Genomic DNA, 16,394 nt, shown 5'->3' with positions numbered 1-16,394 from the left:
CAAAAAATAATGGCACGTAAACAAGTATCTCGTAAACGTAGAGTGAAAAAGAATATTGAAAACGGTGTAGCTCATATCCGTTCAACATTCAATAATACTATCGTAACTATCACTGATGAATTCGGTAATGCATTATCTTGGTCATCAGCTGGTGCATTAGGATTCAAAGGATCAAAAAAATCAACACCATTCGCAGCACAAATGGCTTCAGAAACAGCTTCTAAATCAGCTATGGAGCATGGTTTAAAAACTGTTGAAGTAACAGTTAAAGGACCTGGCCCTGGCCGTGAATCAGCTATCCGTGCATTACAATCTGCAGGATTAGAAGTAACTGCAATTAGAGACGTTACTCCAGTACCTCACAACGGTTGTCGTCCACCAAAACGTCGTCGCGTCTAATTTATGATTGTATTGTTACAGGTCACTGAGCAAACAGTTTAAATCTAGTCGACGTATTTAAGGAGGATATTTGTAAATGATAGAAATTGAAAAACCTAGAATTGAGACAATTGAAATTAGTGAAGATGCTAAATTCGGTAAGTTCGTTGTTGAACCACTTGAGCGTGGCTACGGTACTACACTAGGAAACTCCTTACGTCGTATCCTACTATCTTCATTACCAGGTGCAGCCGTTAAGTACATCGAAATTGAAGGAGTTTTACACGAATTTTCAGCAGTAGACAATGTTGTAGAAGATGTTTCAACAATTATTATGAACATTAAAAAATTAGCATTAAAAATTTACTCTGAAGAAGACAAAACTCTTGAAATCGATGTTAAAGATGAAGGCGAAGTAACTGCAAGTGACATTACTCACGACAGCGATGTTGAGATTTTAAATCCAGAACTTAAAATCGCAACAGTGTCTAAAGGTGGACATCTTAAAGTGCGTCTTGTTGCTAATAAGGGTAGAGGTTACGCATTAGCTGAACAGAATAATACTAGTGATTTACCAATTGGTGTAATTCCTGTTGATTCACTATATTCACCTGTAGAACGTGTTAACTACACTGTAGAAAATACACGCGTAGGTCAAAGTAGTGATTTTGATAAATTAACTTTAGATGTTTGGACTAACGGTTCAATCACTCCACAAGAGTCAGTATCATTAGCAGCTAAAATAATGACTGAACACTTGAATATCTTTGTAGGTCTAACTGATGAAGCTCAAAATGCTGAAATCATGATTGAAAAAGAAGAAGATCAAAAAGAAAAAGTACTTGAAATGTCTATCGAAGAATTAGACTTATCAGTACGTTCATATAACTGCTTAAAACGCGCAGGAATCAATTCTGTACAAGAGTTAGCTGATAAATCTGAAGCTGACATGATGAAAGTGCGTAATTTAGGTCGTAAATCTCTAGAAGAAGTTAAATATAAATTAGAAGATTTAGGATTAGGATTAAGAAAAGAAGATTGATAAAGGAGGTTAACTCATGGGTTACAGAAAATTAGGTCGTACTTCTGATCAACGTAAAGCAATGTTACGTGACTTAGCGACATCTCTTATCGTAAGTGAACGTATCGAAACTACAGAAGCTCGTGCTAAAGAAGTTCGCAGTGTTGTAGAGAAATTAATCACTTTAGGTAAAAAAGGAGATTTAGCTTCTCGTCGTAATGCAGCTAAAACTTTACGTAATGTTGAAATCTTAAATGAAGATGAATCAACACAAACTGCTCTTCAAAAATTATTCGGTGAAATCGCTGAACGTTATAATGAACGTCAAGGTGGTTATACTCGTATCCTTAAAGTAGGCCCACGTCGCGGTGACGGTGCTGAATCAGTAATTATCGAATTAGTATAATTTAAATAGGGTAGGATAATTTACAATTAGATTTCATTATCCTTACCCTTACCTTAATAAATACACTTACTACTTATATATAAAGCAAATGAGTGCAACGATAATGTTTGCCACATACAAATATTGTCTAGCTCAGAGTACCCCATCTAACTAAATATTTTCTATAAGCGTGAACTCAACAATTTGATGGGGTGCGCGCTTTTTTATTTGAATTGGACTAAAAATTCAGTTTTAACCTCTATTTCGTTGTCCAATTTTAGTAAATAAGACTGATATTATATAGAGGTTATAGTCATTCGGACTTAATATCAGTCACTTATTTTTTTATTTAAGCTGAGACATTTTTAATGCTATATGTCCCAGCTTTTTATTTTTATCTAATACCTATTTAGTTCGATGTAAATAACTCATATGTGATATACAGATAAATTGAATTATTGTAAAATATTTAAAGTAATATTCAATATTCGAGTTTAAGGAGTTGTTTAATGTGAAAAGTCTTGATAATATCATTGAATTTAATAATGTATCATTTCAGTATCAAAGTGATGCGGCTTTTACATTAAATAACGTTAGTTTTACAATTCCTTCTGGAAAATGGACTTCAATTGTTGGACACAATGGGTCAGGTAAATCAACTATTGCTAAATTAATAGTCGGAATTGAGAAAGCTAATGAAGGACATATACTATTTAAAAATAAAAAAATTGATATTAATAGTATTCAAGAAGTTAGAAATCACATAGGTATTGTATTTCAAAATCCTGATAATCAATTTGTTGGTTCTACAGTAAAGTTTGATGTGGCATTTGGCCTTGAAAATCATGCCGTACCTCATGATGAGATGCAAAAGATTGTCGATCGTTCCTTATCGGAAGTAGATATGTTAGATAAAGCTGATTATGAACCACATTCGCTCTCAGGAGGGCAGAAGCAACGCGTTGCTATAGCTGGAGTTCTAGCACTAAACCCGTCTGTTATAATTTTAGATGAGGCGACGACAATGCTTGATCCTAATGCAAAGGCATCACTTTTAAAACTCGTTCATGAAGTTAAAGAGGATAATGACGTTACGATTATTTCAATCACGCATGATTTAGATGAAGTTATTGAAGCAGATAATGTTATCGTGATGAATAATGGAACGGTATTCAAACAGGGGTCCCCTCAAGAAATATTTAAATATACAGATGAACTTACTGCTATAGGTTTGGATTTACCTTTCTCTATGAAAATAAATCAACGATTAGGTTTCGATTCGTCATTTGTTACTTACGAAGGGTTGGTCAAAAAGTTATGACTATACAGATGAATAATGTCAGCTACACTTATCAAAAAGGAACGCCATATGAGTATAATGCAATAGAAGATGTCAATTTAACATTTGAACAAGGTAATTATTACGCTATAGTCGGTCAAACAGGTAGTGGCAAATCTACTTTAATTCAGCATATCAATGCACTTTTAAAACCAACAAAAGGGTCTATTACATTTGATGAAATAGAAATATCTCATAAAACTAAAGATAAATACTTAAGACCTATTCGTAAAAAGGTAGGAATGGTCTTCCAATTTCCTGAATCTCAATTATTTGAAGATAGTGTAGAAAAAGAAATAGAGTTTGGCCCTAAAAATTTTAAATTGGACTTAGAAAAGGTAAAGAAAAAGTCTTATCAATTATTATTAGATTTAGGTTTTTCTAGAGATATTATGTCTCTTTCTCCTTTTCAAATGTCTGGCGGGCAAATGAGAAAAATAGCAATCGTATCTATATTATCTATGAATCCTGAAGTTATTATTTTAGATGAGCCGACAGCAGGTTTAGATCCACAAAGTAAAAAACAAATCATGTCTTTAATTAAACGCATCCAAATAGAAGAAAATAAGACAATCATTCTTGTTTCACATGACATGAATGATGTCGCACGTTATGCTGACGAGGTCATAGTCCTAAATAAAGGGCGAGTGGTAGAAACTAAAGAGCCGAGAGCGTTATTTAGGTCTACAAGCCAATTAGAAGATTGGCATATTACTTTGCCCAACATAGTAAAATTACAAAAAGACTTTGAATATAAGTATAATACTACTTTACCTAAATTAGCGTTAAACGAAGAAGAATTTGCGAGTTTATATAGGGAGTGGCAGAATGAAAAATAAATTAATCATTGGACGTTATCTCCCAAATCATTCGATTGTACATCATCTTGATCCTAGAGCAAAACTTATCTTTGTTTTTGTGTTTATAGTCTATATTTTCTTTTGCCATTCGTTTGGAACTTACGCATGGATATTTTTACTTATAATTGTTTTTATGAAATTAGCTAAAATACCATTCGGGTTTTTAATGAAAGGTCTCACGCCTATATTTTTCTTTTTAATATTTACTTTTTTTATGCATATTTTCTTTACTAATGGGGGTAAGATACTTTTTCATTGTGGAATCCTTACAATAGAATCTGATGGTGTTCTTGAAGGTATCTATATCTCTCTAAGACTTATATTTATTGTTATGATTGCGACAATAATGACATTATCTACTAGCCCTATAGATTTGACTGATGCATTTGAAAGATTATTATCACCTCTAAAGCTAGTTAAGGTGCCAGTGCATCAATTAAGCATGATGATGTCCATTGCATTAAGATTTATTCCTACGTTAATGGATGAATTAGAAAAAATTATCTTAGCTCAGAAATCAAGAGGTTCCGAAATAAGTTCAGGTAGTATAGTAACGAGAATAAAAGCATTCATCCCTTTAATGATTCCGTTATTTATTTCGGCTTTCCAAAGAGCCGAAGAATTAGCAATAGCGATGGAAGTTAGAGGATATGATATGAATGTTAAACGTACGAGTTATAGGTTATTACATTGGCGTCTAAGAGATACATTTGCTTTATTAACATTAATACCAATTGCAATTATCCTATATATTATTAAGTTCTCAGGAGTGTAGACATTGCGAATTTTAGTAGAAATAGCATACCAGGGTAATCAATTTTTAGGATTTCAAATCCAACAACAAGGAAGAACTGTACAGCAACAATTTGAAAAGATTTTAAAACGTATGCATAAACGGCATGTACGAATTCATCCTACCAGTCGTACAGATAGAGGGGTGCATGCGTATCAACAATTTTTCCATTTTGATACTGAGTTAAATATAGATAATCAACAATGGCAATATGCGATGAATCGTTTTTTACCTGATGATATTTACGTCAAAAACGTTCAAACAGTAGAAGAAAACTTTCATTGTAGATATGATTGTGTCGGCAAGAGATATCGCTATAAAGTTTATCAAGGTGAACATCGTAATCCCTTTAAAAGTGGTCTCGAAACATTTATAAATAGTGATTTAGATTTATCAAAAATGAATGAAGCTGCGCATCATTTTATTGGTACACATGACTTTACGGGGTTTTGTTCTCAGAAAACGGAAGTGGAAAGTAAAGTAAGAACGTTATACCAAAGTGAAGTGGTTCAAACTGAGACAGGTTTTGATTATGTGGTTACTGGTTCTGGATTTCTTTATAACATGGTTCGTGTTCTTGTAGCATTTTTAATAGAGGTGGGAAAAGGGAAGCGACAACCCGACGAAGTCCCGCAACTACTTGAAGAAAAAAATAGAAACAATGTGCCTTTTACTGCTCCGGCAGAAGGACTATACTTAGAAAAGATTTATTTGTCGCCAGAATCTTTAACAGAAGAGTTTGGAAATGATATTAAAATACATCTTAAAAAATCATTGGAAAATGACTGAATGTCATTGACAAAAGCATTGTGAAATTATAAGATTATTAACGGTATTGTTTTATATCACCCCACGATAAGCCCCGGAAACTTATTGTGTTACTAGATATATAAGCAAAGTAGAACAACAGTTAATAAAATAAATGAAATCTTACGCTTTTAAATCGTAACAAATATTAAAATTGTGCGTTTTCTGATCATAGGTTCGAATGTGATCAATTAACAAAACAATTAAGAATGAAGCATTTATTTTTAGGAGGACAATTATTATGCGTCAAACATTTATGGCAAATGAATCAAACATTGAGCGCAAATGGTATGTTATTGATGCTGAAGGCCAAACATTAGGTCGTTTATCATCTGAAGTAGCTGCTATCTTACGCGGTAAAAATAAAGTAACTTATACACCACACGTTGATACTGGTGACTATGTAATCATCATCAACGCTTCAAAAATCGAATTCACTGGTAATAAAGAACAAGATAAAATGTACCACCGTCATTCAAATCACCCAGGTGGTTTAAAATCAATCACAGCTGGTGAATTAAGAAGAACAAACCCAGAACGTTTATTAGAAACTTCTATCAAAGGTATGTTACCAAGTTCACGCTTAGGTGAAAAACAAGGTAAAAAATTATTTGTATATGGTGGCGCTGAACATCCACACGCTGCACAACAACCAGAAAACTACGAGTTACGTGGTTAATTAGAAGGAGGAAATTACATTGGCACAAGTTGAATATAAAGGTACAGGCCGTCGTAAAAACTCAGTAGCACGTGTACGTTTAGTACCAGGTGAAGGTAACATTACAGTTAATAACCGTGACGTACGTGACTACTTACCATTCGAATCATTAATCTTAGACTTAAACCAACCATTCGATGTTACTGAAACTAAAGGTAACTATGACGTTTTAGTAAACGTTCACGGTGGTGGTTTCACTGGACAAGCTCAAGCTATCCGTCACGGAATCGCTCGTGCTTTATTAGAAGCTGACCCTGAATACAGAGGTTCTTTAAAACGCGCTGGATTACTTACTCGTGACCCACGTATGAAAGAACGTAAAAAACCAGGTCTTAAAAAAGCTCGTCGTTCTCCTCAATTCTCAAAACGTTAATTTTGGCGAACGTACAAAAACACTTCCCATTATTTGGGAAGTGTTTTTTTTATTTTCAATTATCATTAGTTATAGAAATAAGTAATTAGAATCCGAGTGTTGTCGTTTATAACTTTTTATTTTATATATTCATTTTTAAGCGAGCTTTTCTATATTTTTAGTTACTAATTATTAAATTAAAAAGGTAGCATGATTGTTTCACGCTACTTGTATACGGTCTATTTTTTCATGATCTTTTCGACGACTTCTGTCATATCATCATGTATGACTAAGTCAGCACTTTGATCATATGGCGTGCGATCCCTATTGATTATTATTAAATTGTCACCTTTAAATTCTGAAACAAAGCCGGCTGCTGGTTGTACTACGAGTGAAGACCCTAGAACAACTAGCGTGTCAGCTTTTTGTAATTTTTCTAAAGCTCTAAATACTGTGTTTTGATTTAACATTTCTCCGTATAATACAATATCTGGTCTTATAATCTGCCCACATTTTTCACAATATCTTATGTGATTTTCCATCACTTGAGATTTTGAGTATTCATTGTAGCATTTGATACAGTAAAAGCGATTTAAAGTGCCGTGTAACTCATCGACATGACGACTTCCTGCATCTGAATGCAAGCCATCAATATTTTGAGTAATAACACCTAAAGATTTGTGTTCACGTTCTAAAGCAGCAATCCACTGATGTACAATATTAGGCTTTTTATCAGCTATTAATAATCTTTTATGATAAAAATCAATAAAACTCTCTTTATCATCATTTAAATGATCTACGCTTAGTAAATACTCAGGAGATTGACCATCCTTTGAAATCTCATCAAATAGACCTCCCATCGAGCGGAAATCTGGAATACCACTTGCTACTGAAACACCCGCGCCTGTAAAAAACACAATGTTATTGGATCTTTCTAAAATACTTTTTAACAGTTGAATTTCCTTTTCCATTGAATCACCTCAGTTTTTGATTTTTTTATAATTAATGGAAATCTGTAATTCTTATCTCAAATAACAGCAGGGATATTATTATAGATTCCATGTTATGATTTTTTAGTAGCAACAACTTCACATAAAATATTACTTTATCATTTTAAAGTATTTAAAGTATGTTATAAAATTATATTAAGACATAAGAAAAGTAATTTAAAGTTTAAACAAATTAAGATTGTAAATGATGTAATCGTAGGAAGTGGATATAGATATGAATAAATATGATAGACTCGACGAAATTACAAAACTCATCAACAAAAGAGGAACGGTTAGAACAAATGAAATTGTAGAAGGTCTTAATGTATCAGATATGACTGTTCGACGTGATTTAGCAGAGTTAGAAGAGAAAGGCATTCTCACTAAGATACATGGTGGAGCTCGTAGTAATTCTGCATTTCAATATAAAGAAATGTCTCACCAAGAAAAACATACGCACTACATTGAGGAGAAACGCTATATCGCCAAAAAAGCAGTAGAGCTTATAGAAAATGGTGACACAATATTCTTAGGGCCAGGTACTACTGTGCAAAAATTGGCAGAAGAAATTCACCACCATTCACTTACTGTTATCACCAATTGTTTACCAGTTTTTAAAATTCTTATGAATAAACAGAGCTTACATTTTAGAGTGTATCTGCTAGGTGGAGAAATGAGAGATTTAACTGAAGCTTTCGTGGGAGAAATGACGAATCAATTATTGAATAACTTGAGATTTAGTAAGATGTTTTTTAGTAGTAATGGAGTTAAAGATGGTGTAGCGATGACATCTTCAATAGATGAAGCTTACACCCAACAACTTGCTTTAAAACATTCAATAGAGAAATATTTACTTATTGATTCTTCAAAAATTGGAAAAGATGATTTTTCATCTTTCTGTGAATTAAAAGAATTAAATGCGGTATTAATGGATAATAATAATTCGGAAAAGACAGAACAAGTTGAAAAATATGTTGAGGTCATTGACTAAAATATAGAATTTAATATCTATTAATTAATTATCCTTTATAGAGCGGTAAATGAATTCATTCTTTGAGAATGAGATTTCATTTCCGCTCTTTTTTGTTGATTTACAAAGCCAGTATAAACACTAAGTTCACTAAATGTTTGAAAACAAACATTAAATAAACAAAGTTCAAACAATATATGTTGAATTATTGTTGTATAGTGTTTATAATTTAAACATAGGTAATTGAAAGCGCTTTTCTTAATTGATATGTGTTTGCTTTCAAAATCATTTTAAAAGGAGACTTAAAATGACAATTATTATTGGTTCTGATGTAGATGGTAAACGTCTTAAAGATTTAATTAAAGTTTATTTGAAAGAGAACGATTTCGAAGTATTAGATGTAACAGAGGGTAAATATTTAGATTTTGTAGATTCAACAGTATCTGTTGCACGTGAAGTTCAAAAGTCTGACGACAATTTGGGTATTGCCATCGACGCTTATGGTGCAGGTAGTTTTATAGTTGCTACAAAAATTAAAGGGATGATTGCAGCTGAAGTTTCAGATGAACGTTCAGCATATATGACTAGAGGTCATAATAATTCAAAAATGATTACTCTAGGTTCAGAAATTGTTGGGGACACATTAGCTAAGAATGTAGTTAAAGGTTTCGTTAATGGACACTACGATGGTGGGCGTCACCAAATTCGCGTAGATATGCTCAATAAAATGTGCTAATAGGAGGAGAATAAATGAAAATTGCTTTAGGTTGTGACCATATTGTCACTGATACAAAAATGGAAGTATCTCAGTTTTTAAAGTCAAAAGGACACGAAGTTATTGATGTTGGAACATATGACTTCACACGTACGCATTATCCTATTTTCGGTAAAAAAGTAGGAGAAGAAGTTGTAAACGGTAATGCTGACTTAGGTGTATGTATTTGCGGTACTGGTGTTGGTATTAATAATGCGGTTAACAAAGTTGCTGGCGTTCGTTCTGCACTTGTACGTGATATGACTTCAGCTTTATATGCGAAAGAGGAATTAAATGCAAATGTTATTGGTTTTGGTGGTAAAATCATCGGCGAACTTTTAATGTGCGACATTATTGAAGCATTTATCAATGCTGAGTATAAACCAACAGAAGAAAATAAAAAATTAATTGCAAAAATTAATCATCTTGAAAGTCATAATGCTAAACAAGAAGATCCACATTTCTTTGATGAATTTTTAGAAAAGTGGGATAAAGGCGAATATCACGATTAAGGAAGTACAACATGATTTTAACTTTAACATTAAATCCTTCGGTAGATATCTCTTATCCATTGGATGAATTACATATCGATACAGTTAATAGAGTTCAAAACGTTAGTAAGACAGCTGGTGGAAAGGGACTCAATGTAACTAGGGTGTTATCACAACTCAATGAACAAGTTGTTGCCACTGGCTTTTTGGGTGGTAAAATAGGCGATTTTATAGCAGAAAAGTTGAATCACAATCAAGTGAAACATTCATTTTTCAAAATTAAAGGTGAAACTAGGAATTGTATTGCTATATTGCATAATGGCAACCAAACAGAGATTTTGGAGCAAGGACCAATAATAACTGTGGATGAATCAACCGGGTTTTTGAAGCATTTAAAAGATCTAATACCAAAAGCTAAATCGGTTGTTATTTCTGGGAGCTTACCAAAAGGTGTAGATTCAAATTATTATTCAAAAATAATTGATATATGTAATGAAAATGATAAACCAGTCGTGCTGGATTGTGCTGGAGAAACATTAAAGGAAGCGTTACAAAATAATCACAAACCGACAGTGATAAAGCCAAATATTGAAGAATTATCACAATTGATTTCTACGGAACTTAATGAATCAACTGAAGAGCTGAAAAAAGCTTTAAATCATCAATTATTTAAAGGTATTGAGTGGATTATTGTTTCTTTAGGTGCGAATGGTGCGTTTGCTAAACATAATAATCAATTTTATAAAGTAAACATTCCTTCGATTAAAGTACTTAATCCAGTGGGTTCTGGAGATTCAACAGTTGCAGGAATAGCTTCAGCAATTGTTCATCATGAAAGTGATGAGAATCTACTTAAGAAGGCGAACACTTTAGGAATGTTAAATGCTCAAGAGGCACAAACAGGTTATGTAAATATGTCTAATTATTCTCAGCTCTTTGACCAAATTGAAATTATAGAGGTGTAAAACATGGTAAAAACAACTCAAAAAACGGCATCAATTGAACATCTAAGTAATGATAAAGGTGTCATCTCAGCTTTAGCTTTTGACCAACGTGGTGCGTTAAAACGTATGATGGCAAAACATCAATCAGATGAACCTACAATTGAGCAAATTGAACAATTAAAAGTTTTAGTATCAGAAGAGTTAACGCAATACGCGTCATCTATTCTTTTAGACCCTGAATATGGTTTACCTGCATCAGAAGCTCGTAATAAAGAGTGTGGTTTATTACTTGCCTATGAAAAAACAGGATATGACGTTAACGCAAAAGGTCGATTACCTGACTGTTTAGTAGAATGGTCAGCTAAACGACTTAAAGAGCAAGGTGCAAATGCCGTTAAATTCTTGCTTTATTATGATGTCGACGATGCAGAAGAAATTAATATTCAGAAGAAAGCTTACATTGAACGAATTGGATCTGAATGTGTAGCTGAAGATATTCCATTTTTCTTAGAAGTTCTCACTTATGACGATAATATTCCAGATAATAGTAGTCTAGAATTTGCGAAAGTGAAACCAAGAAAAGTAAATGAAGCGATGAAACTATTCTCAGAAGATCGCTTTAATGTTGATGTCTTAAAAGTAGAAGTACCAGTAAATATGAAATATGTTGAAGGATTCACTGATGGAGAAGTAGCTTATTCTAAAGAAGAAGCAGCACAATATTTTAAAGACCAAGACGCTTCAACAAAATTACCATATATTTACTTAAGTGCAGGCGTTTCTGCTGAACTTTTCCAAGAGACTTTAAAATTTGCACATGACGCAGGAGCTCAATTCAATGGAGTACTTTGTGGTAGAGCTACTTGGGCAGGCGCAGTTCAAGTATATATCGAAAAAGGTGAAGAAGCGGCTAGACAATGGCTTCGTACTACAGGATTCAAAAACATTGACGAGTTGAATAAAGTTTTAGAAACGACTGCAACATCATGGAAAGAGAGAGTTTAATTCTCGAAAGGGGACAGACACATCATGAATAGAGAAGAAGTACAATTATTAGGTTTTGAAATTGTTGCTTACGCTGGAGATGCACGGTCTAAGTTTTTAGAGGCATTAACAGCCGCACAAGAGGGAGAGTATGATAAAGCCGAATCTTTAATAGAAGAGGGTAATCAGTGCATTGCTGATGCACATCGTGCTCAAACTAGTTTATTACAAAAAGAAGCTCAAGGAGACGACATTGCTTATAGTGTAACGATGATGCATGGTCAAGATCATTTAATGACTACTATTTTATTAAAAGATCTAATGAAGCATTTAATCGAATTATATAAAAGAAAGAGTTGACCTTTATGAATAAGTTAATAGCATGGATAGAAAAAGGAAAGCCGTTCTTTGAAAAAATATCTCGTAATATTTATTTAAGAGCGATTCGTGATGGATTTATTGCAGCAATTCCTATTATCTTGTTCTCAAGTATATTTATTTTAGTCACTTATGTACCGAATGTATTTGGATTTACTTGGAGTAAAACAATGGAAGGTATATTAATGAAACCCTATAACTTTACGATGGGAATTGTTGGTTTCATTGTAGCAGGGACAACAGCCAAATCACTGACTGATTCATTTAATCGACGATTGGAAAGCACGAATCAAATTAACTTTATTTCAACAATGATGGCTGCAATGTGTGGTTTCTTGTTCTTAGCAGCCGATCCTGTAAAAGATGGAGGGTTTTTAAGTGCTTTCATGGGAACAAAAGGCTTATTAACAGCCTTCTTATCAGCGTTTATAACTGTTAATGTTTATAGTTTCTTTATCAAACATAATATTACAATAAAAATGCCTAAAGAAGTGCCACCTAATATATCACAAGTTTTCAAAGATATATTCCCATTATCAGCAGTAATCGTTATTCTTTATGCGTTAGATTTAATTGCTAGAGCCTTTATTCATACCAATGTAGCTAACGCAGTATTAAAAATCTTTGAACCATTATTTACAGCAGCTGATGGTTGGGTCGGAGTGACAATTATCTTTGGTGCATTCGCTTTCTTCTGGTTTGTAGGTATTCATGGACCATCAATCGTTGAACCAGCCATTGCCGTAATTACTTACGCTAACCTTGAAGCGAACTTACATTTAATTCAAGCAGGCGAACATGCTGATAAAGTCATTACACCTGGTACTCAAATGTTTGTTGTAACTATGGGAGGTACTGGTGCAACATTAGTCGTACCTTTCATGTTTATGTGGCTAACTAAGTCTAAACGTAATAAAGCAATTGGACGTGCCTCAGTAGTTCCTACTTTCTTTGGTGTAAATGAACCTATCTTGTTTGGTGCGCCTTTAGTATTAAACCCAGTGTTCTTTATTCCATTTATTTTAGCGCCAATTGTCAATGTATGGATATTTAAATTTTTTGTTGATGTTCTGAATATGAATAGTTTTAGCATCTTCTTACCTTGGACTACTCCAGGTCCTCTAGGTATCGTGATGGGTACTGGTTTTGCGTTTTGGTCATTTGTATTAGCCATTGTCTTAATCGTAGTAGATGTCATTATTTATTATCCATTCGTTAAGGTTTATGATGAGCAGATTTTGGAAGAAGAGTTAGGTAATAAAGAAGTTAATAATGAATTAAAAGAAAAAGTTTCAGCTAACTTTGATACTAAAAAAGCTGATGCTATTTTAGCAACTGCCGGAGCGAATGAAGCTTCGCAAAGTCATGATTCACAACCAGAAGTGATTCAAGATCATTCTGACAGCAATATTACTGAACAAACAAATGTCTTAGTATTATGCGCAGGAGGAGGTACAAGTGGTTTATTAGCTAATGCTTTGAATAAAGCAGCAGATGAATACGGTGTACCTGTTACAGCAGCGGCTGGTGGTTATGGTGCACATATGGATATTATGAAAGAATATCAATTAATTATATTAGCACCACAAGTAGCCTCAAATTATGAAGACATTAAACAAGACACTGACAAATTAGGTATAAAATTAGCTAAAACACAAGGCGCTGAATACATTAAGTTAACTAGAGATGGTCAAGCAGCACTCGAATTTGTAAAACAACAATTTAAAAATTAGATAGGAGTTTTATTCATGACTAAGAAATTACCTGAAGATTTTATTTTTGGTGGAGCAACAGCAGCTTATCAAGCAGAAGGAGCAACTCAAACTGATGGTAAGGGGCGTGTCGCTTGGGATACATATCTTGAGGAAAATTATTGGTATACAGCAGAACCAGCAAGTGATTTCTATAATAAATATCCAATCGATTTAGAATTAAGTGAGAAATTCGGAGTTAACGGTATAAGAATTTCAATTGCATGGTCAAGAATTTTTCCTAAAGGCTATGGAGAAGTAAACCCTAAAGGGGTAGAGTACTATCATAAGCTATTTAAAGAATGTCATAAACGTCATGTTGAACCATTCGTTACTTTACACCATTTTGATACACCAGAAGTACTTCATAAAGATGGAGATTTCTTAAATCGTAAAACCATTGATTATTTCGTAGATTATGCAGAATTTTGCTTTAAAGAATTCCCAGAAGTTAATTTCTGGACTACTTTCAATGAGATAGGGCCAATCGGTGATGGTCAATATTTAGTAGGTAAATTCCCTCCAGGTATTAAATATGACTTTGAAAAGGTTTTTCAATCTCACCATAACATGATGGTTGCACATGCTCGAGCTGTAAAGTTATTTAAAGATGGGCAATATTCAGGTGAAATAGGGGTAGTTCATGCCTTACCTACAAAATATCCATTTGATTCTTCTAATCCTGAAGATGTTAAAGCAGCAGAACTAGAGGACATTATCCATAATAAATTTATTTTAGATGCCACATACTTAGGTAAGTATTCTCGTGAAACAATGGAAGGTGTTCAACATATCTTATCTGTTAATGGTGGTAAATTGAATATCCCTGACGAAGATTATAAAATTTTAGATGCTGCTAAAGATTTAAATGACTTCTTAGGTATCAATTATTACATGAGTGATTGGATGAGAGGTTATGAAGGTGAATCTGAGATTACGCACAATGCGACTGGAGATAAAGGTGGTTCTAAATACCAACTTAAAGGTGTCGGTCAAAGAGAATTTGATGTAGATGTACCTAGAACAGATTGGGATTGGATGATTTATCCTCAAGGATTATACGATCAAATTATGAGGGTTGTGAAAGATTATCCAAATTATCATAAAATCTATGTTACTGAAAATGGTTTAGGATACAAAGATGAATTTGATGAAAAAGAGAAAACTGTACATGACGATGCCCGTATTGATTATGTTAAGAAACATTTAAACGTGATTGCTGATGCAATTGCAGATGGTGCTAATGTGAAAGGATACTTCTTATGGTCATTGATGGACGTATTCTCATGGTCAAATGGTTATGAAAAACGTTACGGTCTTTTCTACGTCGATTTTGATACACAAGAAAGATATCCTAAGAAAAGTGCTTATTGGTACAAAGAATTAGCTAAAACAAAAGAAATCAAATAATTTCCTTTTAAAAATTTATCATTTAAATACAGCTTGTATGTTCCAAAGACTCATTACATTTGATGTAGTGAGTCTTTAAATATGAGCAAATACCTCTCTAATCGTATATAATATATAAAATAAACAAAATGAGGTAAGATGATGAAATCAAAATCTTCTGCGATGGTCTTTATACTTATTATTATTGTTACTTTGATATTATTTACTGTACTTTGTAGCCGTCAATCGGGCAAACATATTCCGTCTTCTGTTACTCAACATCAACATAAACTTGTGGCCACTCTATTTATGCATGGATATGGAGGAAGCGAAAAATCAGAAAGTTTCATGGTTAATCAAGCAGTTAAAAAGGGCGTTACAAAGGATGTGATGATAGCAAAAGTATCTCGCAATGGTAATGTGACCTTTATTGGTTCTATAGATAAAAATGTAAAAAATCCAATTATAAAAATCGAATTTGAAAATAATCGCAATGGTGATTTTAATAAAAATGCACGATGGATTAAAAATGTCTTGTCTCAATTAAAATCCCAATATAATATCAATAAATTTAATTTTGTAGCACACTCAATGGGGAATATGTCATTTGCTTATTATATGAATAACTATGGAAATGATAAATATTTGCCACACCTTCAAAAAGAAGTAAATATTGCAGGTACTTATAATGGCGTACTAAATCTTAATGAAAAGATAAATGAAATAAACCTAGATCGAAATGGTAAGCCAAATAAAATGAACGATGATTTCAAAAAGTTATTATCTTTAAAAGAAGTTTATAAAGATAAAAACATTGATGTACTCAATATTTATGGAGATATTCAAGATGGCACACATTCAGATGGTCGTGTATCTAATAGTTCATCAAAATCTTTGAAATATTTACTAGGAAATAGTCCAAAATCTTACACGGAAAATAAATTCACCGGTAAAACAGCTCAACATAGCCAATTACACGAAAATAAAAATATCGCAAACGACATCATTCAATTTCTATGGAGCAAATAATTCATATAGTTGAAGCGCACTCATGCATTTGGCTCCTCACAATTTTAATGCATCAGTGCGCC

19 protein-coding genes are annotated in these 16,394 nt (G+C 33.1%); 18 read left to right on the top strand and 1 reads right to left on the bottom strand.

Features of this window, described 5'->3' with window-relative positions:
- Window positions 1-9: 9 nt before the first annotated feature.
- The 9 genes from rpsK to rpsI all read left to right on the top strand — a co-directional run bounded on the left by rpsK (window position 10) and on the right by rpsI (window position 6,674).
- Window positions 10-399, top strand: a complete 390-nt coding sequence (gene rpsK, locus CM54_RS06570; RefSeq protein ID WP_000101625.1) for a 30S ribosomal protein S11 — start codon at window positions 10-12, stop codon at window positions 397-399.
- A 76-nt stretch (window positions 400-475) separates the two neighbouring features.
- Window positions 476-1,420 (top strand): DNA-directed RNA polymerase subunit alpha, encoded by a 945-nt coding sequence (locus CM54_RS06565; protein WP_002453783.1) that lies wholly within the window; start codon window positions 476-478, stop codon window positions 1,418-1,420.
- 16 nt (window positions 1,421-1,436) lie between these two features.
- The gene (gene rplQ / locus CM54_RS06560; RefSeq protein ID WP_002432926.1) at window positions 1,437-1,805 is read left to right on the top strand and encodes a 50S ribosomal protein L17; all 369 of its coding nucleotides are present in this window, start codon (window positions 1,437-1,439) and stop codon (window positions 1,803-1,805) included.
- Window positions 1,806-2,295: 490 nt separating this feature from the next.
- Complete coding sequence (locus CM54_RS06555; protein WP_023351309.1) at window positions 2,296-3,105, top strand: energy-coupling factor transporter ATPase; 810 nt, start codon at window positions 2,296-2,298, stop codon at window positions 3,103-3,105.
- Window positions 3,102-3,962 carry an energy-coupling factor transporter ATPase gene (locus tag CM54_RS06550; protein WP_037549975.1) on the top strand — a complete coding sequence of 287 codons (861 nt, stop codon included), beginning with the start codon at window positions 3,102-3,104 and terminating at the stop codon, window positions 3,960-3,962. The genes CM54_RS06555 and CM54_RS06550 overlap by 4 nt, the downstream gene beginning before the upstream one ends.
- Complete coding sequence (locus CM54_RS06545) at window positions 3,952-4,758, top strand: energy-coupling factor transporter transmembrane component T family protein (RefSeq protein WP_037549973.1); 807 nt, start codon at window positions 3,952-3,954, stop codon at window positions 4,756-4,758. The genes CM54_RS06550 and CM54_RS06545 overlap by 11 nt, the downstream gene beginning before the upstream one ends.
- 3 nt (window positions 4,759-4,761) lie before the next feature.
- Window positions 4,762-5,565 (top strand): tRNA pseudouridine(38-40) synthase TruA, encoded by an 804-nt coding sequence (truA, locus tag CM54_RS06540; RefSeq protein ID WP_002432901.1) that lies wholly within the window; start codon window positions 4,762-4,764, stop codon window positions 5,563-5,565.
- Window positions 5,566-5,824: 259 nt separating this feature from the next.
- Window positions 5,825-6,262, top strand: a complete 438-nt coding sequence (rplM, locus tag CM54_RS06535; RefSeq protein ID WP_002432528.1) for a 50S ribosomal protein L13 — start codon at window positions 5,825-5,827, stop codon at window positions 6,260-6,262.
- Between the two features lie 19 nt (window positions 6,263-6,281).
- Entirely contained in the window at window positions 6,282-6,674 is a 393-nt protein-coding gene (rpsI, locus tag CM54_RS06530) for a 30S ribosomal protein S9 (protein ID WP_002443706.1), read from the top strand.
- A gap of 218 nt (window positions 6,675-6,892) precedes the next feature.
- Here rpsI and CM54_RS06525 read toward each other — a convergent pair whose 3' ends face one another.
- On the bottom strand, window positions 6,893-7,624 hold the full coding sequence (locus tag CM54_RS06525; protein WP_023351310.1) for an NAD-dependent protein deacylase: 732 nt from the start codon (window positions 7,622-7,624) through the stop codon (window positions 6,893-6,895).
- A 253-nt stretch (window positions 7,625-7,877) separates the two neighbouring features.
- On the opposite strand from CM54_RS06525, the gene CM54_RS06520 reads away from it, so the two are divergent.
- The 9 genes from CM54_RS06520 to CM54_RS06480 all read left to right on the top strand — a co-directional run bounded on the left by CM54_RS06520 (window position 7,878) and on the right by CM54_RS06480 (window position 16,332).
- Window positions 7,878-8,633, top strand: a complete 756-nt coding sequence (locus CM54_RS06520; RefSeq protein ID WP_037549967.1) for a DeoR/GlpR family DNA-binding transcription regulator — start codon at window positions 7,878-7,880, stop codon at window positions 8,631-8,633.
- A 286-nt stretch (window positions 8,634-8,919) separates the two neighbouring features.
- Window positions 8,920-9,348, top strand: a complete 429-nt coding sequence (lacA, locus tag CM54_RS06515; protein WP_037549964.1) for a galactose-6-phosphate isomerase subunit LacA — start codon at window positions 8,920-8,922, stop codon at window positions 9,346-9,348.
- A gap of 14 nt (window positions 9,349-9,362) precedes the next feature.
- Complete coding sequence (lacB, locus tag CM54_RS06510; protein ID WP_002432294.1) at window positions 9,363-9,878, top strand: galactose-6-phosphate isomerase subunit LacB; 516 nt, start codon at window positions 9,363-9,365, stop codon at window positions 9,876-9,878.
- Window positions 9,879-9,889: 11 nt separating this feature from the next.
- Window positions 9,890-10,822 carry a tagatose-6-phosphate kinase gene (locus CM54_RS06505; RefSeq protein ID WP_037549959.1) on the top strand — a complete coding sequence of 311 codons (933 nt, stop codon included), beginning with the start codon at window positions 9,890-9,892 and terminating at the stop codon, window positions 10,820-10,822.
- Between the two features lie 3 nt (window positions 10,823-10,825).
- On the top strand, window positions 10,826-11,806 hold the full coding sequence (gene lacD / locus CM54_RS06500) for a tagatose-bisphosphate aldolase (RefSeq protein ID WP_023351312.1): 981 nt from the start codon (window positions 10,826-10,828) through the stop codon (window positions 11,804-11,806).
- A 24-nt stretch (window positions 11,807-11,830) separates the two neighbouring features.
- Window positions 11,831-12,145 carry a PTS lactose transporter subunit IIA gene (lacF, locus tag CM54_RS06495; RefSeq protein WP_002432608.1) on the top strand — a complete coding sequence of 105 codons (315 nt, stop codon included), beginning with the start codon at window positions 11,831-11,833 and terminating at the stop codon, window positions 12,143-12,145.
- Window positions 12,146-12,150: 5 nt separating this feature from the next.
- Entirely contained in the window at window positions 12,151-13,896 is a 1,746-nt protein-coding gene (locus CM54_RS06490; RefSeq protein WP_037549956.1) for a lactose-specific PTS transporter subunit EIIC, read from the top strand.
- A gap of 15 nt (window positions 13,897-13,911) precedes the next feature.
- Window positions 13,912-15,324 (top strand): 6-phospho-beta-galactosidase, encoded by a 1,413-nt coding sequence (gene lacG / locus CM54_RS06485; protein ID WP_037549953.1) that lies wholly within the window; start codon window positions 13,912-13,914, stop codon window positions 15,322-15,324.
- Between the two features lie 141 nt (window positions 15,325-15,465).
- Window positions 15,466-16,332: an alpha/beta hydrolase gene (locus CM54_RS06480; protein ID WP_037549949.1), complete on the top strand. Its 867-nt coding sequence runs from the start codon at window positions 15,466-15,468 to the stop codon at window positions 16,330-16,332.
- Window positions 16,333-16,394 lie beyond the last annotated feature (62 nt).

Source organism: Staphylococcus sp. TE8 (genome assembly GCF_000692055.1).
In the GTDB taxonomy this organism is placed as follows: Bacteria; Bacillota; Bacilli; order Staphylococcales; family Staphylococcaceae; genus Staphylococcus; species Staphylococcus capitis.
The sequence above is the reverse complement of the archived record's forward strand: the minus strand, read 5'-3'. Positions and strand labels throughout refer to the sequence as shown.